This window comes from Streptomyces sp. NPDC001507, assembly GCF_042894765.1.
GTDB lineage: Bacteria > Actinomycetota > Actinomycetes > Streptomycetales > Streptomycetaceae > Streptomyces.
On record NZ_JBIAVV010000006.1, the window covers coordinates 76,068 to 101,798 of the forward strand.

Sequence of the window (25,731 nt, forward strand, 5' to 3'; positions counted from 1 at the left end):
ATGGCAGAGGACCGGGAGCTGCGGGTCCGCGAGCTCCTCGACTCCGTGCGCGCCGAGGGCCGTACGGCACTCACCGCGCCGGAGGGCAAGGTGGTCGCCGACGCGTACGGGATCGCCGTACCGGGCGAGGAGCTCGCCACCGACGTCGACGAGGCGGTGGCGTACGCGGCACGCTTCGCCGGACCCGTCGTCATGAAGATCGTGTCGCCTGACATCCTGCACAAGACCGACGCGGGCGGGGTCGTCGTCGGGGTGGAGGGCGCGGCGGACGTGCGCGCGGCCTTCCACCGGATCGTCGAGAACGCGCGTGCCTACGACGCCGACGCACGCATCGAGGGCGTCCAGGTCCAGGAGCTGCTGCCGAAGGGCACGGAGGTGATCGTCGGCGCGGTCACCGACCCGACCTTCGGGAAGGTCGTCGCCTTCGGGCTCGGCGGGGTGCTGGTCGAGGTGCTGAAGGACGTGACCTTCCGGCTCGCGCCCGTCTCCGCCGACGAGGCGCTGTCGATGCTGGACTCCATCGAGGCGGCCGAGGTGCTGCGCGGGGTGCGCGGGCAGGCCGGGGTGGACCGGTGGGCGGTCGCCGAGCAGATCCGCCGGGTCTCCCAACTGGTCGCGGACTTCCCGGAGATCGCCGAGGTGGACCTCAACCCGGTGATCGCGACCGCGGCGGGCGCGGTCGCCGCGGACATCAGGATCATCCTCGCGGAGCGACAGCCGCCACCGCGTAGGAAGTACACCCGCGACGAGATCCTGGAGACCATGCGCCGGCTGATGCAGCCCCGCTCGGTCGCCGTGATCGGCGCCTCCAACGAGCAGGGCAAGATCGGCAATTCGGTGATGCGCAACCTCGTCGACGGCGGCTTCGCCGGGGAGATCCATCCGGTGAACCCCAAGGCCGATGACATTCTGGGCCGCAAGGCGTACAAGAGTGTCACGGACGTTCCCGGTGAGGTGGATGTGGCCGTCTTCGCCATTCCCGCCAAGTTCGTGGCAGCGGCGCTGGAGGAGGTGGGCCGGAAGAAGATCCCCAACGCCGTGCTGATCCCGTCCGGCTTCGCGGAGACCGGCGAGCATGAACTCCAGGAGGAGATCGTCGCGATCGGCGAGCGCCACGGCATCCGCCTCCTCGGCCCGAACATCTACGGCTACTACTCCACCTGGCAGGACCTGTGCGCCACGTTCTGCACGCCGTACGACGTGAAGGGCGGCGTGGCGCTGACCTCCCAGTCCGGCGGCATCGGCATGGCGATCCTGGGCTTCGCCCGCACCACCAAGACGGGCGTGTCGGCGATCGTCGGCCTCGGCAACAAGTCGGACCTGGACGAGGACGACCTGCTGACCTGGTTCGGCGAGGACCCGCACACCGAGTGCATCGCGATGCACCTGGAGGACCTGAAGGACGGCCGCGCCTTCGTCGAGGCCGCGCGGGCGACCGTGCCGAAGAAGCCGGTCGTGGTCCTCAAGGCGGGCCGTACGGCGGCCGGTGCCAAGGCGGCCGGTTCGCACACGGGCGCGCTCGCGGGCGACGACGCGGTGTACGACGACATCCTGCGGCAGGCGGGCGTCATCCGGGCGCCGGGCCTCAACGACATGCTGGAGTACGCGCGCGGCCTGCCGGTGCTGCCGCCCCCGCAGGGCGACAACGTCGTGATCATCACCGGCGCGGGCGGCAGCGGTGTGCTGCTGTCCGACGCGATCACCGACAACGGGCTGACCCTGATGGAGATCCCGCCGGACCTGGACGAGGCGTTCCGCCGCTTCATCCCGCCGTTCGGCGCCGCCGGCAACCCGGTGGACATCACGGGCGGAGAGCCGCCGTCGACGTACGAGGCGACGATCCGGCTGGGTCTTGAGGACCCGCGGATCCACGCGCTGGTCCTCGGCTACTGGCACACCATCGTCACCCCGCCGATGGTGTTCGCGGAGCTGACGGCGCGGGTGGTCGCGGAGTTCCGGGAGCGGGGCATCGAGAAGCCGGTCGTCGCCTCGCTCGCGGGGGACGTCGAGGTCGAGGAGGCCTGCCAGTACCTGTACGAGCGGGGGGTCGTGGCGTACCCGTACACGACCGAGCGGCCGGTGGCCGTGCTCGGCGCCAAGTACCGCTGGGCGCGGGCGGCCGGACTGTTGGGGGGCGGCTCATGACGTAGGTGCGGGAAGGGGCCGGCCGGCGGTGCGCGTCGGCCGGCCCCGGGACCCGAGCGCGCACGAAAGGCATTGGACAGGGGGCGCTGGCCAGAACTTTCGACGCAAGGGGTGCTGAGCGAACATGTCATCCATCGATCTCACGGCGTCCGTCCCCTTCAGGGAGGTGACGGACCGCAACGGCCGCAGGTACCGGATCGGCGAGAGAGACGTCGATCTGATGGGCCGGACACGCAAGTGGATGGTCATCCTGCCCTGGGTGGGCATGATGGGCATCAGTTCCGCCGAGTACGCGTTCACGTCGGCGGAGGACACGCTGCACGAGGCGCATCTGTGGAGCAGCGGGCACATCTTCTGGCTGATGGGCGTCTGGGTGTTCTTCCAGGCGGCCGTGGCCTTCCCGGCCGGGCAGCTGCGGGAGAGCGGCCGGCTCCCCGCCCGTACGGCCATGCTGATCGGCGCGGTGGGCACGCTGCTTGGCTATGTGTCGCTGGCGTTCGCGCCGAACGTGGTCGTCGCCTATCTGGGCTTCGGCATGTGCAGCGGCATCGGCGCCGGTCTCGTCTACGCGACCTGCGTGAACATGGTCGGCAAGTGGTATCCGGAGCGCAAGGGCGGCAAGACGGGCTTCGTCAACGGCGGTTTCGCCTACGGGTCCGTGCCCTTCGTGTTCCTCTTCACCTCGGTCCTCGACCTGAGCAACTACAAGGTCGTGCTCTCCGCGGTCGGGGTCGGGCTGTGTCTGGTGGTGGCGTCGGCCGGCTGGTTCTTCAGGGACCCGCCGAAGAACTGGTGGCCGCCGCACGTCGACCCGCTGAAGGCGACTCAGGACCCGAAGATTCGGCGGGCGTTGGAGAAGAACCCGCCGGCGGTCAAGCAGTACACACCCAAGGAGGCAGCCCGTACGCCCGTCCTGTGGATGATGTGGTTCTGTCTGCTCTGCACGGCCGGGATCAATATCTTCGGCATCGCCTTCCAGGTGCCGTTCGGCAAGGACATGGGGTTCGCGGGCGGGATCGTCGCCACGGCGATGTCGTTGAAGGCGATCGTCAACGGCACCGGGCGCGGCGTCATCGGCTGGATCTCCGACCGCTACGGCCGCCGCAACACGCTCATCATCGTGTGCATCGTGCTCGGCAGCGCGCAGTTCGGCGTGCTGGTCTCCGGCCAGATGGGCAGCATGCCGTTCTTCCTGTTCTGCTCCATGGTCTCCGGCTTCGGCGGCGGGGCGATCTTCCCGCTCTTCGCGGCCATGACGGCGGACTACTTCGGTGAGAACAACAACGCCACCAACTACGGAATGGTCTACAGCTCCAAGCTGATCTCCGGCCTGGTGGGCTCCGGTCTGGGCGCGGTCGTCGTCGGTGAGTGGGACTACCACGGCGCGTTCGTGCTCGCGGGCTCCGTCGGCCTGGCCTCCGCAGTGCTGGCCCTCTTCCTCAAGGCACCGGGCAGGCCCAGCGCCCGGCGCATCGTCCCCAACCCGCAGCCGCTCGGCGAGGAGATGGCGTGACATGACGGCAGACCCTGTAGCCACGAACAGCACGGACGCCGGACGCCGCCCGTACCGCGAGGTCACGGACGCCCGGGGCCGCGTCTACCGGATCGGCGAGACCGACCGGGACATCCTCGGCCACTCCCGGAACATCATGGTGTACCTCCCGTGGACAGCCATGATGGCCATCAGTGTCTTCGAGTACGCGTACGGCTCCGCGGAGGACACCCTGTCCCACGCGCACGGCTGGACGCAGTCCAACACCTTCTGGATCCTGAGCGTCTGGGTGTTCTTCCAGGCCGGCATCGCCTTCCCGGCGGGCTGGCTGCGCGAGAAGGGCATCCTGACCGCACGCCGCGCCATGTACACCGGATCGTTCATGTGCCTGATCGGCTTCCTGGCCCTCTCCCACATCAGCGAGATCTGGCTGGCGATCATCGGCTTCGGCGTGATCGGCGGCCTGGGCTCCGGCCTGGTCTACGCGACCTGCATCAACATGGTCGGCAAGTGGTTCCCCGAACGCCGGGGCGCCCGCACGGGGTTCGTGAACGGCGGTTTCGCGTACGGCTCGCTGCCCTTCATCTTCATCTTCAACTACGCCTTCGACACGGCCAACTACCACCGGGTCCTGGACCTGATCGGCGCCTACGTGATGGTCGTCGTCCTGGTCACCGCGTTCTTCTTCAAGGACCCGCCGAAGAACTGGTGGCCGGCCGACGTCGACCCACTCACTCACGCGACCGGCACCCGGACCGGCGCGGCCCTTGCCAAGAACCCGCCCGCGGTACGCCAGTTCACCCCCAAGGAGGCGATCCGCACCGGGATGCTCCCGCTGATGTGGATCTCCATCGTCATGACGGCCGGCGTCTCGATCTTCGGTATCTCCTTCCAGGTGGACTTCGCGAAGGACGTCGGCTTCGGCCCCCTGGTCGCGGCCTCGTCCATGGGCGTGATGGCGGTCATCAACGGCATCGGCCGCGGCGTGGTCGGCTGGCTCTCCGACCGCCTGGGCCGCAAACCGACCCTCGTCTTCGTCATCGTCGTCCTCGGCCTCGCCCAGTTCGGCGTGATCTGGGCCGGTGACATCAAGAGCGAGTGGCTGTTCCTGTTCTTCGCCTTCCTCTCCGGCTTCGGCGGCGGCGCCTTCTACCCGCTCTTCGCCGCCCTCACCCCGGACTACTTCGGCGAGAACTACAACGCCACCAACTACGGCCTCGTCTACAGCGGCAAACTCATCAGCGGCCTCTTCGGCGGCGGCCTCGGCTCCATGGTCGTCGGCGCCTGGGGCTACAACGGCGCCTACGCCCTGGCCGGCGGCATCTCGATGCTGGCGGCAGGGGTGGCGCTGCTGTTGCGGCAGCCGGGGCGGGGGACGACCACGACGGTGGGGGCGGTGCAGGCGCAGACGGCTACCTGACGGTTTCCGCGGGGCCTCGGAGCGGGGTATTCCCGATGGCTGAGTCCCGGATCGGGGTCCGGGACTCAGCCGCTTCCGGAGAGGCAATTCATCTCCGAAGTCGCGACGGTAGCTCTCCTGGGCTCTCGCGCTGGCGCTTCGATCACCGATGTCGGCTCCTTCTCCGCCAACGTCGGCATGGCAGCCGCCTGGCTGAACCACACCCCGGGCACGCCCCGCTGGCCAGGCTGTTCTGTGCGGCGGGGGGTCCTTCGGGGGCACTCTCGCCCTGTGCGTGCTCGTCCTGAAGGCCCTCAAGGTGTTGTGAACGTGCGGAGGCCCCGGAGGTGCAAGCCAGCACCCCGGGGCTTCGCCGTCAGCGGTCGGACTCGCCTGGTTCGATCTCCTTGGGCGGCTCGGCCGGGAGCAGGCGGTTCAGCACCTCGTCGGCATCCTGCTCATACCCCGCTGTACCTGCTCCCACCACCGCTACGCCTCCCCCCGGGTGACGCCCCCTCACCTACACCCTGACCGGCGCCTGAGCCTCACCCCAACTTGACCGGGGTGGGGCTGGGCGGGACGGACCTCCCGAGGGCCTGAGAGGCCACCGGGGGCACCAGGGGACCGCTCCAGACGCGAGAGCGCCCCGGACGGCCGTGGAGGGTGTCCGGGACGCAGCTCACGGGGAGTGACTAGGCGCCGGGACGACGGGTAGGCGCGGGACGCGCGAAATTCGTACGCGCCGACTGAGCGGGGTCCCGTAGATTCCCGGCGGAGGCCCGCCCGAGGTGCTCCGGGTTGGGGGCATCCATGACCGTGAAGTCGATACCGGTGAAGTCGGCGCCGAAGTCGCTGATGTGGGACGGGGACGAACTGGTCTCCGCGGTCGGGGGCGGTCGGCGCTGGGACCGCGACGGGGTGGAGCACACGGCGTCCTTCACGTGGAGCTTCCCGTTCGACGCCGGGACCGCCTCGGCCTCGGGGCACTACTCCGCGGTGTACCAGGAGCGCGGCACCAAGGCGGTGCTGGTCGGAGACGGACGGACCGTGCGGGAGCTGAACCGCAGCTACTACCACGCGCCGGACTACGACTACCCGCTCGCCCTGGGCGCGTTGGGCGACGGTCGCGAGGTCGTCGTGCACTGCCCCGACGAGTACAACGTCCTGCAGATCGAGGATGCCGCGAGCGGCGAGCGGCTGACCGCGGGCGGGCGGGAGCCGGAGGACGTCTTCCACTCCAGGCTGAGTCTGAGCCCGGACGGCCGGTACCTGCTCTCGGTCGGCTGGGTCTGGCAGCCCTTCGGGATGGCCCTGGTCTACGACACCGCGCTCGCGCTCAGCGACCCCGGCACCCTGGACGGCGAAGGTCTGTTGCAGATATCGGCGGTCATGACCGCCGAGGTGACGGCGGGCTGCTGGCTCGACGCCGACCGGCTGGTGCTGGCGACGGGAGCTGAGGAGTGGGATGAGGAGGAGACGGCCGGGCTGCCCCCGCGCCACGTCGGGGTGTGGTCGGTGTCCGAGGGCCGCTGGCTCCACCGCAGTCCCGTCGCCGATGCCGACCCGGGTGTCCTGCTCCTGCCCCGCGGCGATCAGGTGATCTCGTTCCCAGGCCACCCACGGCTGCTCGACCCGGTCACCGGGCGCATCGTGGCGGAGTGGCCGGAGGTCGCCGTGCCCGTCAAACCGACCTGCTTCGGCTACCGGCGTGTTCCCACCCCCGTCGCCGCCCTCCACCCCGACGGCAGCCGGCTGGCCGTCGCGACGGCGGAGAGCATCGCTCTCATCACGCTGCCGTGAACCGCCCGGCCGGGACGGACGGGCCCCGCGCCGCCACCCGGGTCAGGACTTCGCCCGCTCGTGGTACGAGCGCCGCGTGTGTTCCGTGTGTTCGCGCATCAGCGTGGTCGCCAGCTGCTCGTCCCGCGCCGTGATCGCCGCGATCAACTCGCGGTGTTCGATCCAGGACTGGTGGCCGCGCTGCCGGGCCACCGGCGTGTAGTACCAGCGGACCCGGCGGTCGACCTGGGCGGCGAGTTCGGCGAGGACGGTGTTGCCGGCGAGGTCCATGATCTTGGCGTGGAACGCGGCGTTCAGGGCGACGGCTCCGTCCACGTCGTCCGCGGCGACCGCCTTCTCGCCCTCGGCGCAGAGGGATTCGAGGGCGGCCACTCCCGCGCTGCCCGCGTTGGCGGCCGCCAGCCGGGCCGCCTCGGCCTCCAACAGGGTGCGCACGGTGAGGAGTTGGTCGGCCTCCGCCTCCGTCGGCTCGTGGACGAAGGCGCCCTGGGCGGGTCGCAGGTCCACCCAGCCCTCGGTGTTCAGCCGCTGCAGCGCCTCGCGGACCGGCTGCCGGGAGACACCGAGGTGGCCGGCGAGTTCGCTCTCGACGAGGTGCTGGCCGGGCTGGAGCGCACGGGTGGTGATGAGTTCCAGCAGCGCCTCGTAGACACGGTCGCGGAGCGGTCCGGGGCGTTCGAGCCTGGGCACCGCGCCCTGCGGCAGTCCGGCTGACAACATCGGGTCCCCCTTCGGCAGACACCCGTTACGAGCGGACACTCAGTATCGATTGTCTTTCGTCTACAGTCTACGGCGCGCAGCCGCCGGCGGAAGCGGGAGCCGGCCACGTCACACCGCGGAACGCGCTCTCAGGGACAGCGCACGACCTGCCCCGCGTACGACAGGTTGCCGCCGAAGCCGAACAGCAGGATCGGGTCGCCGCCGGACACCCGGCCCTGTTCGACCAGCTTGGACAGGGCGAGCGGGATGCTCGCGGCCGACGTGTTGCCGGATTCGGTGACGTCCCGGGCGACGACCGCGTTGACCGCGCCGATCTTCGCGGCGAGCGGCTCGATGATCCGCAGGTTGGCCTGGTGCAGCACGACGGCCGCGAGGTCGGCGGGTGCCACCCCGGCCTTCTCGCAGGCGCGCCGGGCGATGGGCGGCAGCTGGGTGGTGGCCCAGCGGTAGACGCTCTGCCCCTCCTGCGCGAACCGGGGCGGGGTGCCCTCGATGCGTACGGCGTGGCTCATCTCGGGGACGGAACCCCACAGGACCGGCCCGATCCCGGCTTCCTCGCCCGGTCCGCACGCCTCGACCACGGCCGCGCCGGCCCCGTCACCGACCAGGACGCAGGTCGTACGGTCGGTCCAGTCCGTCACCTCGGACATCTTGTCGGCGCCGATGACCAGCGCCCGGGTGGCGGCGCCGGCCCGGACCGTGTGGTCGGCGGTGGCGAGCGCGTGGGTGAAGCCGGCGCACACGACGTTGACGTCCATCGCGGCGGGCTGCGGAATGCCCAGGCGGGCGGCGACGCGCGCGGCCATGTTCGGGGAACGGTCGATCGCGGTGGAGGTGGCGACCAGGACCAAATCGATGTCCGCGGGGGTGAGGCCGGCCGCGGCGAGGGCCTTGGCGGCGGCGTGCGCGGCCAGTTCGTCGACGGGTTCGTCGGGGCCCGCGATGTGCCGGGTGTCGATGCCCACCCGGCTGCGGATCCACTCGTCACTGGTGTCGACCATGCCCGCCAGGTCCTCGTTGGTGAGTACCCTGGCGGGCTGGTAGTGGCCGACGGCGGCGATGCGCGAGCCGATCATGGGTGGTGGAGCCCCCTCGTTGCCTCGGTGTGGGTCCACCAGTCTGTTCAGTGACTCACGGGTACGACGGCATGTGAGGCCACAGGAAACGGGCGGCCGAGTTGTCGGCTTCTTGCAGACCCTCGGACGCCCGGGTATTCCCGCCGGTCACCCGTTGAACAGTTGGGTCGCTTTCTGTACGAGTTCATAGACCCCGTAGGCGAAGGGCGCGCCCACCCAGACCCAGGCGACGGCGATCAGCCAGCGGCGGTCCGGCTCAGGCCGGCTGCTCTCGTTCGACATCGACGGCCTCCCTCGGGGCGGGGATGTGGTGGCGGGCATGGACGGGACGGACCAGCTCGTTGGCGACGAAACCGACGACGAGCAGGCCGATCATGATGCCGAAGGACAGGGTGTAGAGGTCGGCGCCGTGCTTGCCGGCGCCCTTCTGGTGGTCGGCGATCCAGTTGACGATCAGCGGGCCGAGCACACCGGCGAGGGACCACGCGGTGAGCAGCCGGCCGTGGATGGCACCGACCTGGTAGGTGCCGAAGAGGTCCTTCAGGTAGGCGGGGACGGTCGCGAAGCCGCCTCCGTAGAACGAGAGGATCACCAGGGCGCAGAGGATGAACAGCGGCTTGGAGGAGTCCCCGAACAGGGCGATGAGCAGGTACATCACGGCGCCCACGCCCAGGTAGACGCGGTAGATGTTCTTGCGGCCGATCAGGTCGGAGGTGGACGACCAGCCGATCCGGCCGGCCATGTTGGCGGCGGACAGCAGGGCGACGAACCCGGCCGCCGCGGACGCCGACACCGGGGTGGAGCTGTCGGCGAAGAAGTCCGTGATCATCGGGGCGGCCTTCTCCAGGATGCCGATGCCCGCGGTCACGTTCATGCAGAGCACGACCCACAGGCACCAGAACTGCGGGGTGCGGATCGCGCTGTTCGCGGAGACCTGCACGCCCTCGAAGGCGCTCGGCGCGTCCGCGACCGGCTTCTCGGTGCGCGGGACACGGATCAGCAGGACACCGAGGGTCATGAAGACGGCGTACGACAGCCCGTGCACCAGGAAGGCGAGGGCGATGCCATCGTTGTCACTCCCGAAGGACGCGAGCATCTGCGCCGACCACGGCGAGGCGATCAGCGCCCCGCCGCCGAAGCCCATGATGGCGATGCCGGTGGCCATGCCGGGCCGGTCCGGGAACCACTTGATCAGGGTGGAGACGGGCGAGATGTAGCCGATGCCGAGGCCTATGCCGCCGACGAAGCCGTAGCCGAGGACGATCAGCCAGTACTGCTTGGTCTCGGCGCCGAGGGCGGAGATCAGGAAGCCGGAGGAGAAGCAGATCAGGGCCACCGTCATGGCCCAGCGCGGTCCGTTGCGCTCGACGAGGGTGCCGCCGAACGCGGCCGACAGGCCGAGCATCACGATCGCGAGCTGGAAGGGCAGCGCGCTCTGGGTGCCGCTCAGGTTCAGGGCGGATTCGAGCGGCGGTTTGAACACGCTCCAGGCGTAGGCCTGGCCGATGGCGAGATGGACGGAGAGGGCGGCGGGCGGGACGAGCCAGCGGCTCCAGCCCGGAGGCGCTACAGGGGGACTGCTCATGAATCCCGAACGGTAGGGCCCCGCAAGGGTGGTTGAGAACCCGCGGGCTCGATCGTATGCGTTGAACGGTATCCAGAATGCGCCGAACGGTCGCTGTCGGAACCCTTGTCGACCCTGACTCCATACTGTAGACAATATTTCGTCGACACCTCTCGAAGAGGCCCGGTCCTGGGCCGGCTCCGAGGCCACCTCCGCGGTATCCCTCAAACCGAACGGAGCGTTCCGTGAAAGTCGCAGTCCTCGGCGCCGGTGCGATCGGCGCCTACGTCGGTGCCGCGCTCCACCGCGCGGGCGCCGACGTGCATCTCATCGCCCGTGGACCGCATCTGGCGGCCATGAGGCAGTACGGAGTACGGGTGCTCAGCCCGCGCGGCGACTTCACCGCGCACGCCCACGCCACCGACGACCCGGCCGAGGTCGGCCCGGTCGACTACGTCTTCCTGGGCCTGAAGGCCAACTCGTACGCGGCGTGCGGGCCGCTGGTCGAGCCGCTGCTGCACGAGCGGACGGCGGTGGTCGCCGCCCAGAACGGCATTCCCTGGTGGTACTTCCACCGGCACGGCGGCCCCTACGACGGCCACCGCGTCGAGAGCGTCGACCCGGACGGCACCGTCAGCGCCGTACTCGCTCCCGAACGTGCCGTCGGCTGCGTGGTGTACGCGGCCACCGAGCTCGAAGCCCCCGGCGTGGTACGGCACCTGGAGGGCACCAGGTTCTCGGTCGGCGAGCCCGACCGCAGCGTGTCCGAGCGCTGTGTGCGGTTCAGCGAGGCCATGCAGACCGGCGGGCTGAAGTGCCCGGTCGAGCCCGACCTGCGCAACGACATCTGGCTCAAGCTGCTCGGCAACATCTCCTTCAACCCGATCAGCGCGCTGGCCCGCGCCACGATGCGGCAGATGTGCCTGCACGGCGGCACCCGGCGGGTCATCGAGATCATGATGCGCGAGACGCTCGACGTCGCCGAGGCGCTCGGCTGCGAGGTCGGGATCTCCATCGAACGCCGTCTGGCGGGCGCCGAGAAGGTCGGCGACCACCGCACCTCCACGCTCCAGGACCTGGAGCGCGGCAAGCCGCTGGAACTCGACGTGCTGCTCGCGGCCGTCGTCGAGCTGGCGGAGATCACCGGCGTGCAGGTGCCCACCCTGCGCACCGTGCACGCCATCTCGGACCTGCTCGCCCTGAGGAGCGCCGCATGAGGAGCACGACAGGCACGAAGAGCACCCGGAACCGCGAACCGAAGACCTACACCCGTCTCACCCACCCGCTGGTCCGGGACTCCCGCGACGAGCCGTTCCGGCAGGCGAGCTGGGAGGAGGCGCTGGACCGCGCGGCCCGCGGCCTGGCGCGCAACCGCGACGCGTTCGGGATGTTCTCCTGCGCCCGCGCCACCAACGAGATGAACTACGTGGCGCAGAAGTTCGCCCGGGTGGTGATGGGCACCAACAACGTCGACTCCTGCAACCGGACGTGTCACGCGCCGAGCGTCGCCGGTCTCTCGGCGGCCTTCGGCTCCGGCGGCGGCACCTCGTCGTACGAGGAGATCGAGCACACCGACGTCATCGTGATGTGGGGTTCCAACGCCCGTTTCGCGCACCCGATCTTCTTCCAGCACGTGCTGAAGGGGATCAGGAACGGCGCCCGGATGTACGCCGTCGACCCGCGGCGCACCTCCACCGCGGAGTGGGCGGAGAGCTGGCTCGGGCTGAACGTCGGCACCGACATCCCGATGGCGCACGCGATCGGCCGGGAGATCATCCAGGCGGGGCTGGTCAACGAGGCGTTCGTCGAGCGGGCGACCACCGGCTTCGAGGAGTACAAGGCCCTCGTCGAGCCCTGGACGCTGTCCCTCGCCGAGAAGGTGACGGGCGTACCGGCCCGCGCGATACGGGAGCTGGCGCACGCCTATGCCCGCGCCGAGCGCGCCCAGCTGTGCTGGACCCTCGGCATCACCGAGCACCACAACGGCACCGACAACGTGCGCGCCCTGATCAACCTCTCCCTGCTCACCGGTCAGGTGGGCCGCTGGGGAGCCGGGCTGCAGCCGCTGCGCGGACAGAACAACGTGCAGGGCGGCGGCGACATGGGGGCGATCCCCAACCGACTGCCCGGCTTCCAGGACATCCTCGACCCGGACGCCCGGCTGAAGTTCGAGTCGGCCTGGGACACCGTCATCCAGCCGCACTACGGGCTGACCCTCACCGAGATGTTCGAGGCGATGGAGGAGGGTTCGCTCAAGGCGGTCTACTGCATCGGCGAGAACCCGGCCCAGTCGGAGGCCGACAGCGAGCAGGCGGTGCGGCGGCTGCGGGCCCTCGACTTCCTGGTCGTCCAGGACATCTTCCTCACGAAGACGGCGGAGCTGGCGGACGTGGTGCTGCCCGCGACCGCCGGCTGGGCCGAGACCGAGGGCACGACCACCAACAGCGAGCGCCGGGTGCAGCGGGTGCGCCGTGCGGTCACCCCGCCTGGCGAGGCCCGTGAGGACATCGACATCATCTGCGAGCTGGCGGGCCGGCTCGGCCACGACTGGAAGTACGCGGACGCGGAGGCCGTCTGGAACGAGCTCCGCTCCGTCTCCCCCGACCACTACGGCATGACGTACGACCGGCTCGTCGAGCAACAGGGCATCCAGTGGCCGTGCCCGAGCACAGACCGCCTCGAACCGAGTTACCTGCACGGCCGGTTGTGGGAGACGGACCCGGCGAAGCGCGGGACGCCGGCGCCGTTCGGGCTGGTCCGGCACGATCCGCCGGTCGACCTCACCGACGAGGAGTACCCGATCCGGCTCACCACCGGACGCCGTCTCGACTCCTACAACACCGGCGTGCAGAGCGGCGGTTACGCCTCCCCGCTGCGGCGCGGCGAGTACATCGAGCTGTGCCCGGAGGACGCCGAGCGGTACGGGGTGGTCGTCGGCGAGGAGGTCCAGGTGTCCTCCCGGCGGGGCGCGGTGGTGGCGCCGGTCTGGGTCGACCCGGCGCTGCGGCCCGGGCTCGCCTTCATGACCATGCACTTTCCCGACGAGGTGGACACCAACCAGCTGACGATCGAGGCGAACTGCCCGATCGCGGGGACGGCGGAGTTCAAGGCGTCGGCGATCCGTATCGAGAAGCTCCCGGTCGCGACCATCGTGAGGTGACGTAAGTGGACCTGCACTTCGGCGACAGCAAACCGACGGACGACGAACGCGCCGCCGTCGACGCCCTGCTGGGCCCTCCGGAGTCCTCCTGGGAGGGCGCCGACCGTTCCGACGCGGACCTGCGGTGGGCGCGCGGCGGCCGGGAGGCCCGGGACCGCCGGGACCTGCTGCTGCCGGGGCTGCACGCGATCAACGACCGGATCGGCTGGATCAGCGAGGGCGCCCTCGGCTACCTGTGCCGCCGCCTGACCGTGCCCCCGGCCGAGGCCTACGGGGTCGCCACCTTCTACGCGATGTTCTCCGTCCGGCCCCGCCCGGCGACCGTCCTGCACGTCTGCACGGACCTCGCGTGCGCGGCGGCCGGGGCGTCCGCACTGTGCGCCGGGGTGGAGGAGGGCCTCGGCCCCGGGGTGCACGTCGAGCGCAGCCCCTGCCTGGGCCTGTGCGAGCGGGCGCCTGCGGCCCTCGCGATCCGGGCCGGGGATCCGGTGCATACGGCGGTGGCGGCCCCGGCGACGGTCGAGGCTACCGTCCTCGCGGCCACCGCGCCCGACTCGGTGCCGGAGGAGCCGACGGCCGAGGCGGCCGTACCCCAGGCCGGACAGGAGGGCCTGACCCTCCTGAAGCGGGTGGGCGTGGTCGATCCGGCCTCGCTCGACGACTACCGGGCGAACGGCGGCTACACCGCCCTGCGGCACGCCTTCGCGCTCGGCCCCGCCGGGGTCATCCGCGAGGTCACCGACTCGGGTCTTGTCGGGCGCGGTGGCGCGGCCTTCCCCACCGGCCGCAAGTGGCAGGCCACGGCGTCCCAGCCCGACCATCCGCACTACCTGGTCTGCAACGCCGACGAATCGGAGCCGGGCACCTTCAAGGACCGCGTGCTCATGGAGGGCGATCCGTACTCACTGGTGGAGGCGATGACGGTCGCGGCGTACGCGATCGGCGCGCGCCGGGGCTTCGTCTACCTCCGCGGCGAGTACCCGCGGGCGACCCGGCGTCTCCAGCACGCGATCGACCAGGCCCGCGCCCGCGGCTTCCTCGGCGAGGACGTCCTCGGGCAGGGCTTCGCCTTCGACATCGAGATCCGGCGCGGCGCCGGGGCGTACATTTGCGGCGAGGAGACGGCCCTGTTCAACTCCATCGAGGGGTACCGGGGCGAGCCGCGCTCGAAGCCGCCGTTCCCGGTGGAGAAGGGGCTGTTCGGGAAGCCGACGGTCGAGAACAACGTGGAGACGCTGGTCAACGTCCTGCCGATCCTGACCATGGGCGCCCCGGCGTACGCGGCGATCGGCACCGCGAAGTCCACCGGCCCGAAGCTCTTCTGCGTGTCCGGGAGCGTGGCCCGCCCCGGCATCTACGAACTCCCCTTCGGCGCCACGCTCGGCGAACTCCTCCGACTGGCCGGGGTAGGCGAGGACTTGCGGGCGGTCCTGCTCGGCGGCGCCGCGGGCGGGTTCGTACGACCGGACGAACTCGCCATCCCGCTCACCTTCGAGGGCACCCGCGAGGCGGGCACCACGCTCGGCTCGGGTGTGGTGATGGCCTTCGACGACACCGTCCCTCTCCCCCAACTCCTGCTCCGCATCGCTCAGTTCTTCCGGGACGAGTCCTGCGGGCAGTGCGTGCCCTGCCGGGTCGGCACGGTCCGGCAGGAGGAGGCGCTGCACCGGATCGTCGAGCGCACCGGCGCGGACGCGGCCGGGGACGTCGCACTGCTGCGCGAGGTCGGCCGGGCGATGCGGGACGCCTCGATCTGCGGTCTCGGGCAGACCGCGTGGAACGCCGTGGAATCCGCCATCGACCGTCTGGGGGCGTACGAATGACCGTGACACCGCTGGGGATCCCGCGCCGGCTGCTGGAGTTCACGATCGACGGCGAGGAGGCGCGGGTCCCGGAGGGCTCGACGATCCTGGACGCCTGCCGGGCGGCCGGGAAGGACGTGCCGACCCTGTGCGAGGGCGACACGCTGCGCCCGAAGAACGCCTGCCGGGTGTGCGTGGTGGAGGTGGAGGGGGCCAGGACCCTCGTGCCCGCCTGCTCCCGGAAGGCCGAGCCGGGCATGGTCGTGCGGACCGGCAGCGAACGCGTCCGGCACAGCCGCAGGATCGTCCTGGAGCTGCTGGCCTCCTCGGTGGACCTGTCGACCACCCCGCGCGCCGCCGAGTGGATCAAGGAGTACGAGGCGAAACCGGACCGCTTCGGCCCCGACGCGGCCCGCCTGAGCGAGGAGCCGAGGGTCGACAACGATCTGTACGTACGCGACTACGACAAGTGCATCCTCTGCTACAAGTGCGTCGACGCCTGCGGCGACCAGTGGCAGAACAGCTTCGCGATCTCCGTCGCCGGGCGCGGCTTCGACGCCCGGATCGCCGTCGAGCACGACGCCCCGCTGACCGACTCCGCCTGCGTCTACTGCGGCAACTGCGTGGAGGTGTGTCCGACGGGAGCGCTGTCGTTCAAGTCGGAGTTCGACATGCGGGCGGCGGGTACCTGGGACGAGTCGAAGCAGACGGAGACGACCACCGTGTGCGCGTACTGCGGTGTGGGCTGCAACCTCACGCTCCACGTGCAGGACAATGAGATAGTCAAGGTCACCTCGCCGCATGACAACCCGGTGACCCACGGCAATCTCTGCATCAAGGGCCGTTTCGGCTACCAGCACGTACAGAACCGGGGCTGATCAGGACATGGGACGAGTCACGGAACGACGCAAGGTCATCCGCATCCGCGACGGAGCGGTCTCCGCCCGGCCGGACACGCTCGTCGCCGAGGAACCGCTGGAGATCAGGCTCAACGGGAAACCCCTCGCCATCACCATGCGCACACCCGGCGACGACTTCGCGCTGGCGGCCGGGTTCCTGGTGAGCGAGGGGGTGCTGGCGGCCGCCGGCGACCTGCAGAACATCGTGTACTGCGCGGGCGCCACCGTCGACGGCTCGAACACCTACAACGTCGTCGACGTCCGGACCACGCCGGGCGTCCAGCTCCCCGACTTCACCCTGGAGCGGAACGTCTACACGTCCTCGTCCTGCGGGCTGTGCGGCAAGGCGAGCCTGGACGCGGTGCGTACGACGGCCCGCTGGCCGATCGCCGACACTCCCCCGGTCCGGGTGGAGCCCGAGCTGCTCGCGAGCCTCCCCGACCGGCTCCGCGCGTCGCAACGGGTCTTCGACCGGACCGGGGGGCTGCACGCGGCGGCCCTGTTCGCGGAGGACGGCGAGCTGCTGGACATCCGTGAGGACGTGGGCCGGCACAACGCGGTGGACAAGCTCGTCGGCCGGGCCCTGCAGAACGGCGGCCTGCCGCTGTCCCGGGCCATCCTGCTGGTCTCCGGGCGGGCCTCCTTCGAGCTGGCGCAGAAGGCCGTGATGGCGGGCATCCCGATGCTCGCGGCGGTCTCGGCGCCGTCCTCGCTGGCGGTGGACCTGGCGTTGGAGACCGGGCTGACCCTGGTCGGTTTCCTGCGCGGCAGCAACATGAACGTGTACGCGGGCGAGGACCGTATCGCCCTGCGGGCCGCGGCCGCCCAGGGCTGACCCGGTTCCCCGCGGCACGGCGGCGGGGCCCCGACCGGCGGGGAGCGCCCCCTGCGCCGCAGGGGCCCCGCCTCAGCCGAAGCCAGGCGCCCCGCCTCAGCCGGAACCGGGCGCCCCGCCTCAGCCGGAACCGGGGGCCCCGACGCCTGCCGCGGCCTCGGCGAAGGCGGCTACCAGCGCGGAGCGGCGGCCGGCCGCCCAGGCCAGCAGCACCCGGTCCGGTTCGGCGTCGACGACCGGGACGTAGACGATGTCCGGGCGGGAGTACTGCTCGGCGGCCGAGCGGGGCACCATCGTGATGGCGGTGCCGGCAGCCACGCACTCGAACTTCTCCTCGATGGTGCGCAGCGGCAGGTCGCCGGGTCGGGGGTCGTTGTAGCGCAGCCACGTCTCGCCGTCGAGGTCGGCGAGCGCGATCTCCTGCTTCCCCGCGAGCCGGTGCCGGTCCGGGAGCATGGCCACGCGGGGCTCGCTGTACAGGGGGCGCAGTTCGAGCCCCTCCCCCCGGACCGGGAGCCGTACGTAGGCGATGTCCACGGTGCCGTCGAGGATCAGCTGTTCCTGGTCGTCCCACTCGACCCGGAGGGCCCGCGCCTCGACGTCCGGGTGGCCCGCGCTGAAGACCCGCAGCGCCTCGGTGACCACGACACCGGCCCGGAAGCCGACGACGAGGCGCCGCCGGCCTCGCGCGGCCTGCACGACCCGGCGCCGGGTGCCGTCGGCGAGGGCCAGCAACTGGCGGGCGTCTTCGTGGAGTTGATGCCCGGCGTCGGTCAGGGTCACGCCATGGCTGTCCCGTACGAACAGCTCGGCCCCCAAGTCCTTCTCCAGCGCCCGGATCTGACGGCTCAGCACGGGCTGGGCGATGTGCAGCCGTTCCGCCGCCCGGCCGAAGTGGAGGAGTTCGGCGAACGCCGCGAAGTAGCGGACCTTGCGCAGATCCAGGTCCATGACCGCGACCCCTTCCCGATGGCGATGTCTTCAGGGTATCGCCGGTGCCGAAAGAGGTCTTGGACGGCCGATGTCACGGGACCGCAGGCTGGAGGCGTCCGAACGGGACGGAACACCGGCTTGGAAAGGGATCAGCCATGGGTCTGCAGGGACAGCGTGTGGTCGTCATCGGGGGTACCTCGGGGATCGGCCTCGCGGTCGCCGAGGGCGCGGCACGGGAGGGCGCGCGGGTGGTCGTCGCGTCGCGGCGGCAGGAGAGTGTCGACGCGGCGCTGAAGGTGCTGCCGGAGGACGCCGAGGGGCAGGTGCTCGACGCCACGGACGAGGACGCGGTGCGCGCGTTCTTCACGGGGATCGGGGAGTACGACCACCTGGTGTACACGGCCGGTGACTCGATCCTGCTGGAGACGCTGGCCGACACGGACATCGCGGCGGCCCGGAGTTTCCTGGACACGCGGCTGTGGGGTGCGTACGCGGCGGTGAAGTACGGCGCCGGGTCGGTCCGCCCTGGCGGGTCGGTGGTGCTGACCACGGGGACGGCGGGGCGCCGGCCGCTGCCCGGTTCGAGTGTCGCGTCGGCGCTGTGCGGGGCGATGGAGTCGCTGACCCGGGCACTGGCCGTGGAGCTGGCGCCGGTGCGGGTCAACGTGGTCTCGCCGGGGGTGGTGCGGACCGAGCTGTGGCGGGGGCTGCCGGAGGAGGTCAGGGAGGAGCTGTTCCGGTCGTCCGCCGAGTCGCTGCCGGTGGGGCGGATGGGCGAGCCGGCGGATGTGGCGGAGGCGTACCTGTACCTGATGCGTGGGGGGTACAGCACCGGGTCGGTGGTGGTCGTGGACGGGGGCGGGACGCTGGTCTGAGCGACCTCGCTGTCAGGCGGGGCCCAGGCCGACGTCGGCAGCGGTGACGACCGTGCCGAGGCGCGGGAAGTCGAGCCGGACGGACGCCTCGTGCTCGGGGCCGGTGAGAGCGGCCATGGCGTCCTCGACGAAGACCAGGTCGTAGCCGAGGTCGGCGGCGGCGCGGGCGGTGGACTCGACGCCGAGGTTGGTGGCGATACCGCCGAACACCAGCCGGGTGACGCCGAGCGCGCGGAGCCGGGCGTCGAGGTCCGTGCCCTGGAAGCCGCCGATCGTCCGCTTGACGATCTCCACGTCCCCTTCCTTCCTCAGTCCGGCGACGAGTCCGCTGCCCGGCGGCTGCTCGGCGAGCGAGGGCCGTTCGACGCGGATCAGCACCACGGGCGCGCCGGCGGCGCGGAAGGTGTGGGCCAGTTCCTCGGCGGTGTGCAGGACGTCGGTGCCTTTGCGGGGCTCCAGGGGCAGCGCGACGATGCGGTCCATCAGGTCGACGAGGACGAGGGCCGTGCGCGCCGGATCGAGCGCCAGGGGTGCGGTCATGACGGAACGTTAGCCGTCATGAGCCGTCCGTACCGGAAATCCGGATCAACAGGCCCGTGAACTGGTCGCGTTCGGCAGCCGACGGCGGGGGTGCGCCACCCCGGGCCGCGGCCGCGGCCGCGGCTCAGCGGCGGAGCGGGCCCGTGCCGACCGCGGGCCGTGACTCCGCCGCCGGGACGGCCGGGGTCTCGGCCTCCTCCTGGGCCTCGGGGTCGTGGGCGCGGCGCTTGGCGATGATCGCGCAGACCATGAGCTGCATCTGGTGGAAGAGCATCAGCGGCAGCACGGCGAGCGAGGCGTGGGCACCGAACAGGACGCTGGCCATGGGCAGCCCGGAGGCGAGGGACTTCTTCGACCCGGCGAACTGGATGGCGATGCGGTCCCCACGGCCGAAGCCGAGCGCCTTGGCTCCGTACCAGGTCAGCAGGAGCATCACGGCGAGCAGCACGGCCTCGACGGCGAGGAGCCCGGCCAGCCGGACCACGCTGACCTGGTGCCAGATGCCCCGGACCATGCCCTCGCTGAACGCGGTGTAGACGACGAGCAGGATGGAGCCGCGGTCGACGAGGCCGAGGATCCTCTTGTGCCGGGTGATGAAGGCCCCGATCCACCGGCGCAGCAGCTGCCCCGCGACGAACGGCACCAGCAGCTGGAGCACGATCTTCACGATCGAGTCGGCCGAGAACCCGCCCCCGCTGTTGCCGAGCAGCGCGGCGGCGAGCAACGGTGTGAGGACGATGCCGATCAGCGAGGAGAAGGACCCCGCGCAGATCGCGGCGGGCACGTTGCCGCGGGCGATGGAGGTGAAGGCGATCGACGACTGGATGGTGGAGGGCACCAGGGTCAGGAAGAGGAAGCCCTGGTAGAGCGGATGGGTGAGCAGGACGGGCACCAGACCGCGGGCCGCCATGCCCAGCACCGGGAAGACCACGAAGGTGCAGACCAGGACCGTGACGTGGAGCCGCCAGTGCCGCAGCCCGTCGACAGCCTCGCGGGTGGACAGGCGGGCCCCGTAGAGGAAGAAGAGGAAGGCGATCGCGGCCGTGGAGGCGCCGGAGGCCACGTCGGCGGCCGTGTCCCGGGCCGGGAGGAGCGCGGCGAGGCATACCGTCCCGAGCAACAGCAGGACGTACGGGTCGATCGGCATCCGACTGGGCCAGCTCAGGCGTTTCACGGTGCTCCACTTGCGGGTCGGTCAGGTTGTCGTGCCGGCGGACACGGCCGGCTTCTCGCCGGGGCCGGAACGGCCCCCTCCATCGTCCTCCTCCGGCTCTTGATCGGGAATCCGGTATACCACTCTGACTGCCATCGCGTTCTGCGATAACATGTTGGAGTGTACGACCCTTCCCAGCTGCGCACCTTCCTGGCCGTGGCCCAGACGCTCAGCTTCACCCAGGCCGCCCGGCGGCTCGGGCTGCGCCAGTCCACGGTGAGCCAGCACGTGCGCCGTCTGGAGGACGCGGCCGGCCGCCAGCTGTTCTCCCGGGACACGCACTCCGTGGAGCTGACCGAGGACGGCGAGGCGATGCTCGGGTTCGCCCGCCGGATCCTGGAGGTGCACGAGCAGGCGGCGGCCTTCTTCACGGGTACCCGGGTCCGCGGCCGGCTCCGCTTCGGCGCGTCGGAGGACTTCGTCCTGACCCGGCTGCCGGAGATCCTGGAGGGCTTCCGTCACGACCACCCCGAGGTGGATCTCGAACTGACGGTGGAGCTCTCGGGCACCCTGCACGAGCAGCTGGCCGCCGGGAAGCTGGACCTGGTGCTGGCCAAACGGCGCCCCGAGGACCCGCTGGGCGAGCTGGTCTGGCACGACGACCTGGTGTGGATCGGCGCGGAACGGCTCCGCCTGGACCCCGCGCGCCCGGTCCCGCTGATCGTCTATCCGCCGCCGGGCATCACCCGCGCGCTGGCTCTGGAGGCACTGGAGCGCCAGGGCCGCGACTGGCGCATCGTCTGCACGAGCGGCAGCCTCAACGGCCTGCTCGCGGCGGCCCAGGCCGGCCTGGGCGTGATGGCCCATTCGAAGGGCCTCATCCCCCCGGGCCTGTTCCGCGTCCCGGACCGCGCGGGCCTGCCGGAACTGGGCAAGGTCGACTTCGTCCTGGTACACGGCCCGAGACGCTCACCGGCCCAGTCGGCGGCCGACGCACTGGCGGCCGCCATCCTGACCAGCGGAGCCCGCCTGAGACGCCCCTAGCTGCACGCGCCCCGTAGGGGTGCGGGGAACTGCGCGACAAGCCCCCGCCGGCCTGCATGCTCGGCTCCCGGGGCGGTGCACATGAACCGTGCTCGGCCGGTGTGACGGAATCGGCCACGTCGGCGCTGTCCAGAGAGGGCGCTGCGGCGCCCCGCCCCTGACCGGCGGGTAACCGGCCGGGGGCCGTAATCGGGTCGTACAGATTCCGTGGAGATTACGGAGCCGGAACTTACTGAACCGTAGGGATTCTGTCCGGCCCTTCCCCATGTGGGCGTATTTTCCCTACGTGAGCGTGGTCATACGAGAGCAATGCTCGTTTTCGCACCCCCTCCCGATCGGTCTTCCGGTGGGGTAGCTTTCACGCGCTGTCCGGAGCGTCACTACTACCGTCACTGTGGAGCGAGGAGCGGGGAGCGGGGTTTGCGCGAGTTCACCAACCCGCCATTGGTGTCGGCGCCGCCGGTCGGCGGTCTGGCCGACAGCGTGTTCGAGCGTGCCCGGACGGACCCGCTGCACGTCGCGCTGGGCCGCAAGGACGAGCTCGGCCAGTGGCGTGACGTGACCGCGGCCGAGTTCCGCGACGAGGTCCTCGCCCTGGCCAAGGGACTCCTCGCCCGGGGCATCCGGTTCGGCGACCGGGTCGCGATCATGTCCCGCACCCGCTACGAGTGGACGCTGTTCGACTTCGCGCTGTGGACCATCGGCGCCCAGGTGGTGCCGGTCTACCCGACCTCGTCGGCGGAGCAGTGCTTCTGGATGCTGTACGACGCCGAGTGCACGGCGGCGATCGTGGAGCACGAGGACCACGCGATGACGATCGCCACCGTCATCGACCGGCTGCCGCAGCTGCGCCAGCTGTGGCAGCTCGACGAGGGCGCGGTGCAGGAGCTGTACGACGCGGGCGCGCACCTCGACGACGAGGTGGTGCACCGGCACCGGCAGGCGGTGACGCCCGAATCGGTGGCCACGATCATCTACACCTCGGGCACCACGGGCCGCCCGAAGGGCTGTGTCCTGTCGCACGGGAACTTCATGTACGAGGCGGACACGGTCGTGGCCCGCTGGGAGTCGGTGTTCCGCGCGAAGAAGGGCGAGGAGGTCTCCACCCTGCTCTTCCTGCCGCTCGCGCACGTCTTCGGGCGCATGGTGGAGGTGGCGGCGATCCGGCACGGGGTCCGCTTCGGTCACCAGCCGCAGCTGCACGCGGCGGCGCTGCTGCCCGACCTGGCCGCGTTCCGGCCGACGTTCATCCTGGCCGTGCCGTACATCTTCGAGAAGGTGTTCAACGCGGCGCGGCGCAAGGCGGAGAAGGAGGGCAAGGGCGGGCCGTTCGAGAAGGCGGTCGAGATCGCGGTGAAGTACGCGGACGCCGTGGAGGCGAAGGCCTGGGGCACCGGGCCCGGACCGTCGGCGTCGCTGCGCATGCAGCACCAGATCTTCGACAAGCTCGTCTACGCCAAGGTGCGGGCGGCGATGGGCGGCAGGATCCGCAACGCCATGTCCGGCGGCTCGGCGATGGACCGCCGGCTCGGCCTGTTCTTCGCCGGCGCGGGCGTGCAGATCTACGAGGGGTACGGCCTGACGGAGTCGACGGCGGCCGCCACCGCCAACCCGCCCGAGCGCACCCGGTACGGCACGGTCGGCCAGGCCGTACCGGGCTCCACGGTGCACATCGCGGACGACGGCGAGGTCTGGCTGCACGGCGGCCATGTCTTCCAGGGCTATCTCAACAACCAGAAGGCCACCGACGCCACCCTGCACGACGGCTGGCTGGCCACCGGTGACCTGGGCTCCCTGGACGAGGACGGCTACCTGACGATCACCGGCCGCAAGAAGGAGATCCTGGTGACCTCCGGCGGCAAGAGCGTCTCCCCCGGTGTCCTGGAGGAGCGGGTCCGCGACCATCCGCTGGTCAACCAGTGCATCGTCGTCGGCAACGACCGCCCCTACATCGCCGCCCTGGTCACCCTGGACACCGAGGCCGTCGAGCACTGGCTGACCATGCGGGGCAAGCCTCAGATGTCCGCGGCCCAGCTGGTGCGGGACGCCGACCTGGAGACCGAGGTGCGGCGCGCGGTGGTCGCCGCCAACACCCTGGTCTCACAGGCCGAGTCGATCCGTACGTTCCGTATCCTCGCCCAGCCGTTCACCGAGGAACACGGCTTGCTGACCCCGTCGCTGAAGCTGAAGCGCAAGGCGATCGAGAACGCCTACGCCAACGAGGTCGAGGCGCTGTACCGGGCCTGATGGCCCGTCAGCTGATGCTGACCCGGAAGATCTTGTCGGATCCGTCCGGTTCGTTGCCGTTGTTGTCACAGTTGGTGGTGGACAGCCACAGCTGGTCGGCGCCCGGCACCTTGGTCACGGTCCGCAGCCGGCCGTAGGTTCCCACGTAGTAAGCGGTCGGGGTGCCGACGCTCTCCGTGTCCCCGTTGATCGGGATGCGCCACAGCCGTTCGCCGCGCAGCGAGGCCATGTAGACGACGTTGCGGACGATGGCGATGCCGCTCGGGGAGGCCTCGGAGACGTTCCAGGTGGCCTTGGGGTTGGTCATCCCGGCGACGGAGCAGGTGCCCTCGCAGGTCGGCCAGCCGTAGTTGGCGCCCGGCTTGATGAGGTTGAGCTCGTCCTTGGAGCTGTTGCCGAACTCGGCCTCCCACAGCCGCCCGTTGCGGTCGAAGGCGAGGCCCTGCGGGTTGCGGTGGCCGAGGCTGTAGACGTAGTTGCCGAACGGGTTGCCGGGGGCCGGCTTGCCGTCGGTCGTCATGCGCAGGATCTTGCCGTTGAGGGAGTTCTTGTCCTGCGCCAGGTCGGGCGTCTGGGCCTCCCCGGTGGAGACGTAGAGGTAGCCGTCGGGGCCGAAGAGGAGCCGGCCGCCGTTGTGGTAGCGGTTCTTCTTGATGCCCTGGAGCAGGATCTTGTAGTCACCGAGGGTGCTGCCGTCGTACGTCATGCGCACGACTCGGTTGCCTTCGTCGGCGGTGTGCATGAAGTAGACGTAGTGGTTCGTCTCCCACTTGGGGTCGACAGCGACGCCTAGCAGGCCGCCCTCGCCGTTGGTGGTGACGGCGTTCGGGACGGTCCCGACCTGGGTCCTGGCCCCGTCCTTGGTGACCTTCCAGACCCGGAAGTCGTCCCGCTCGGTGACCAGCGCGGTCTTGCCGTCGGGCAGCCAGTAGGTGCCCCAGGGGATGGTCCACCCGCTGGAGAGCGTGGCGATGGAGGAGGGCACCCCGCCGTCGGTGGCGCACGCCTTGGTGGTGAAGGTGACGGCGTTGCTGGGCTGGGAGACGTTCCCGGCCGCGTCCCGGGCGACCACGTCCAGGGTGTACGGGCTGTCGCAGGCGAGCCCGGTGAGAGTGGTGCTCGTGGCGCCGGTGACCGTCTTGTAGACGGTGGTCCCGCTGCGGATGTCGTACGCGGTCACCGCCCGGTCGTCGGTGGACGCACCCCACGCGAGGTCGGCGGTGTTCGCGGTGACGCCGGTCGCGGACAGCGTGCCGGGGGCGGTGGGCGGTGTGGTGTCGCTGCTCGGCTTGGTCGTGCAGTCGACGACGGGACTGGCCGGCGAGGTGTTGCCGGCCGCGTCGCGGGCGATGACGGTGAGGTCGTAGGTGGTGTTCGGGGCGAGCCCGGTGAGGGTCTTCGAGGTCGAACTCCCGGACGCCTCGCCGATCTTGTTGCCGTGCTCGTAGAGGTCGTAGGCCGTCACGCCCACGTTGTCGGTGGCGGCGCCCCAGGCGAGGGTGAGCGCGTCCTCGCCGATGTCGGAGCAGGAGGTCTGGCCGGGGCGGGTGGGGGCCTGGGTGTCGGCCGCCGCGGCGAGGCTCACCTTGTCCAGGTTGGGGCCGCCGTTCGCGGTGGTGGCGGTGGCGCGGATCTTGTTGCTGCCCGCCGTGAGCGGGACGTTCACCGACTTGGTGGCCCAGGTGTTCCAGTCGGCGGTGGCCGGGAAGGAGACGCCGGAGGCGACGACTGTGCCGTTGACGGAGATGTCCAGCGGCCGGTCGGTGGCGGTGCCGTTGGCGAAGCGCAGGGTGAGCGCGGAGGTGCCGGCCGTGGCGGCGCTCACCGTGAACTCGACGTACGAGCCCTTGATGTTGGTGTAGTCGACGAAGCCGGTGCCGGTGTAGCCGGTGTGGTTGGTGGCGACGGTGCCCTGGGAGATCGTCGCGTCCTCGGCCTGGTAGTCGGTGGCCGCCCGCGCGGTCCCCGGCAGCAGGGCGACGAGGGGGACGGCGAGGGCCAGCGGCAGGGCGCGGGCCAGCAGGGTTCTGGGGGTCATGACGGTCCT

General features: G+C 70.8%; 20 protein-coding genes. 12 read left to right on the forward strand and 8 right to left on the reverse strand.

Going from position 1 to position 25,731, the window contains the following annotated elements; translation table 11 throughout:
- The 4 genes from ACFY0K_RS20385 to ACFY0K_RS20400 all read left to right on the forward strand — a co-directional run bounded on the left by ACFY0K_RS20385 (position 1) and on the right by ACFY0K_RS20400 (position 6,836).
- Complete coding sequence (locus ACFY0K_RS20385; protein ID WP_390641373.1) at positions 1-2,145, forward strand: acetate--CoA ligase family protein; 2,145 nt, start codon at positions 1-3, stop codon at positions 2,143-2,145.
- Positions 2,146-2,269: 124 nt separating this feature from the next.
- A complete protein-coding gene (locus ACFY0K_RS20390) occupies positions 2,270-3,658 on the forward strand; it encodes an OFA family MFS transporter (RefSeq protein ID WP_351961654.1) in 1,389 nt (462 codons plus the stop codon).
- Between the two features lies 1 nt (position 3,659).
- Positions 3,660-5,057 (forward strand): OFA family MFS transporter, encoded by a 1,398-nt coding sequence (locus ACFY0K_RS20395; RefSeq protein WP_390641016.1) that lies wholly within the window; start codon positions 3,660-3,662, stop codon positions 5,055-5,057.
- A gap of 789 nt (positions 5,058-5,846) precedes the next feature.
- Positions 5,847-6,836 carry a hypothetical protein gene (locus tag ACFY0K_RS20400; RefSeq protein WP_390641017.1) on the forward strand — a complete coding sequence of 330 codons (990 nt, stop codon included), beginning with the start codon at positions 5,847-5,849 and terminating at the stop codon, positions 6,834-6,836.
- A gap of 42 nt (positions 6,837-6,878) precedes the next feature.
- Here the strand turns inward: ACFY0K_RS20400 and ACFY0K_RS20405 are convergent, their stop codons facing one another.
- The 4 genes from ACFY0K_RS20405 to ACFY0K_RS20420 all read right to left on the reverse strand — a co-directional run bounded on the left by ACFY0K_RS20405 (position 6,879) and on the right by ACFY0K_RS20420 (position 10,217).
- Positions 6,879-7,556, reverse strand: a complete 678-nt coding sequence (locus ACFY0K_RS20405) for a GntR family transcriptional regulator (protein ID WP_382729058.1) — start codon at positions 7,554-7,556, stop codon at positions 6,879-6,881.
- Positions 7,557-7,684: 128 nt separating this feature from the next.
- A complete protein-coding gene (locus tag ACFY0K_RS20410; protein ID WP_390641018.1) occupies positions 7,685-8,632 on the reverse strand; it encodes a beta-ketoacyl-ACP synthase III in 948 nt (315 codons plus the stop codon).
- A 147-nt stretch (positions 8,633-8,779) separates the two neighbouring features.
- Positions 8,780-8,914 (reverse strand): hypothetical protein, encoded by a 135-nt coding sequence (locus ACFY0K_RS20415; RefSeq protein WP_256215692.1) that lies wholly within the window; start codon positions 8,912-8,914, stop codon positions 8,780-8,782.
- Positions 8,889-10,217: an OFA family MFS transporter gene (locus ACFY0K_RS20420; protein ID WP_390641019.1), complete on the reverse strand. Its 1,329-nt coding sequence runs from the start codon at positions 10,215-10,217 to the stop codon at positions 8,889-8,891. Before ACFY0K_RS20420 ends, ACFY0K_RS20415 begins: the two co-directional genes overlap by 26 nt.
- A 224-nt stretch (positions 10,218-10,441) precedes the next feature.
- Between ACFY0K_RS20420 and ACFY0K_RS20425 the strand changes: the two genes are divergently transcribed.
- The 5 genes from ACFY0K_RS20425 to fdhD are packed head-to-tail and all read left to right on the forward strand — an operon-like array spanning position 10,442 to position 16,892.
- Positions 10,442-11,413 carry a 2-dehydropantoate 2-reductase gene (locus ACFY0K_RS20425; protein WP_382729052.1) on the forward strand — a complete coding sequence of 324 codons (972 nt, stop codon included), beginning with the start codon at positions 10,442-10,444 and terminating at the stop codon, positions 11,411-11,413.
- Complete coding sequence (locus tag ACFY0K_RS20430) at positions 11,410-13,356, forward strand: molybdopterin oxidoreductase family protein (protein ID WP_390641020.1); 1,947 nt, start codon at positions 11,410-11,412, stop codon at positions 13,354-13,356. Before ACFY0K_RS20425 ends, ACFY0K_RS20430 begins: the two co-directional genes overlap by 4 nt.
- A gap of 5 nt (positions 13,357-13,361) precedes the next feature.
- Entirely contained in the window at positions 13,362-15,179 is a 1,818-nt protein-coding gene (locus ACFY0K_RS20435) for an NADH-ubiquinone oxidoreductase-F iron-sulfur binding region domain-containing protein (RefSeq protein ID WP_390641021.1), read from the forward strand.
- A complete protein-coding gene (locus ACFY0K_RS20440) occupies positions 15,176-16,036 on the forward strand; it encodes a 2Fe-2S iron-sulfur cluster-binding protein (protein WP_390641022.1) in 861 nt (286 codons plus the stop codon). The genes ACFY0K_RS20435 and ACFY0K_RS20440 overlap by 4 nt, the downstream gene beginning before the upstream one ends.
- Before the next feature lie 7 nt (positions 16,037-16,043).
- Entirely contained in the window at positions 16,044-16,892 is an 849-nt protein-coding gene (gene fdhD, locus ACFY0K_RS20445) for a formate dehydrogenase accessory sulfurtransferase FdhD (RefSeq protein WP_351961643.1), read from the forward strand.
- Positions 16,893-17,012: 120 nt separating this feature from the next.
- Here fdhD and ACFY0K_RS20450 read toward each other — a convergent pair whose 3' ends face one another.
- Complete coding sequence (locus tag ACFY0K_RS20450; RefSeq protein WP_390641023.1) at positions 17,013-17,843, reverse strand: LysR family transcriptional regulator; 831 nt, start codon at positions 17,841-17,843, stop codon at positions 17,013-17,015.
- 137 nt (positions 17,844-17,980) lie between these two features.
- On the opposite strand from ACFY0K_RS20450, the gene ACFY0K_RS20455 reads away from it, so the two are divergent.
- Positions 17,981-18,700: an SDR family oxidoreductase gene (locus tag ACFY0K_RS20455; protein WP_351961641.1), complete on the forward strand. Its 720-nt coding sequence runs from the start codon at positions 17,981-17,983 to the stop codon at positions 18,698-18,700.
- 12 nt (positions 18,701-18,712) lie between these two features.
- Here the strand turns inward: ACFY0K_RS20455 and ACFY0K_RS20460 are convergent, their stop codons facing one another.
- The gene (locus ACFY0K_RS20460; RefSeq protein ID WP_390641024.1) at positions 18,713-19,240 is read right to left on the reverse strand and encodes an isochorismatase family protein; all 528 of its coding nucleotides are present in this window, start codon (positions 19,238-19,240) and stop codon (positions 18,713-18,715) included.
- 124 nt (positions 19,241-19,364) lie between these two features.
- Positions 19,365-20,414 carry a bile acid:sodium symporter family protein gene (locus ACFY0K_RS20465; protein WP_390641025.1) on the reverse strand — a complete coding sequence of 350 codons (1,050 nt, stop codon included), beginning with the start codon at positions 20,412-20,414 and terminating at the stop codon, positions 19,365-19,367.
- Positions 20,415-20,573: 159 nt separating this feature from the next.
- Between ACFY0K_RS20465 and ACFY0K_RS20470 the strand changes: the two genes are divergently transcribed.
- Both ACFY0K_RS20470 and ACFY0K_RS20475 read left to right on the forward strand, forming a co-directional pair.
- Positions 20,574-21,437, forward strand: coding sequence for a LysR substrate-binding domain-containing protein (locus ACFY0K_RS20470; RefSeq protein WP_352357638.1), 864 nt, complete (start codon positions 20,574-20,576; stop codon positions 21,435-21,437).
- Between the two features lie 420 nt (positions 21,438-21,857).
- On the forward strand, positions 21,858-23,684 hold the full coding sequence (locus tag ACFY0K_RS20475; RefSeq protein ID WP_382729035.1) for an AMP-dependent synthetase/ligase: 1,827 nt from the start codon (positions 21,858-21,860) through the stop codon (positions 23,682-23,684).
- 7 nt (positions 23,685-23,691) lie between these two features.
- Here ACFY0K_RS20475 and ACFY0K_RS20480 read toward each other — a convergent pair whose 3' ends face one another.
- Positions 23,692-25,722, reverse strand: coding sequence for a PQQ-dependent sugar dehydrogenase (locus tag ACFY0K_RS20480; protein ID WP_390641026.1), 2,031 nt, complete (start codon positions 25,720-25,722; stop codon positions 23,692-23,694).
- Positions 25,723-25,731 lie beyond the last annotated feature (9 nt).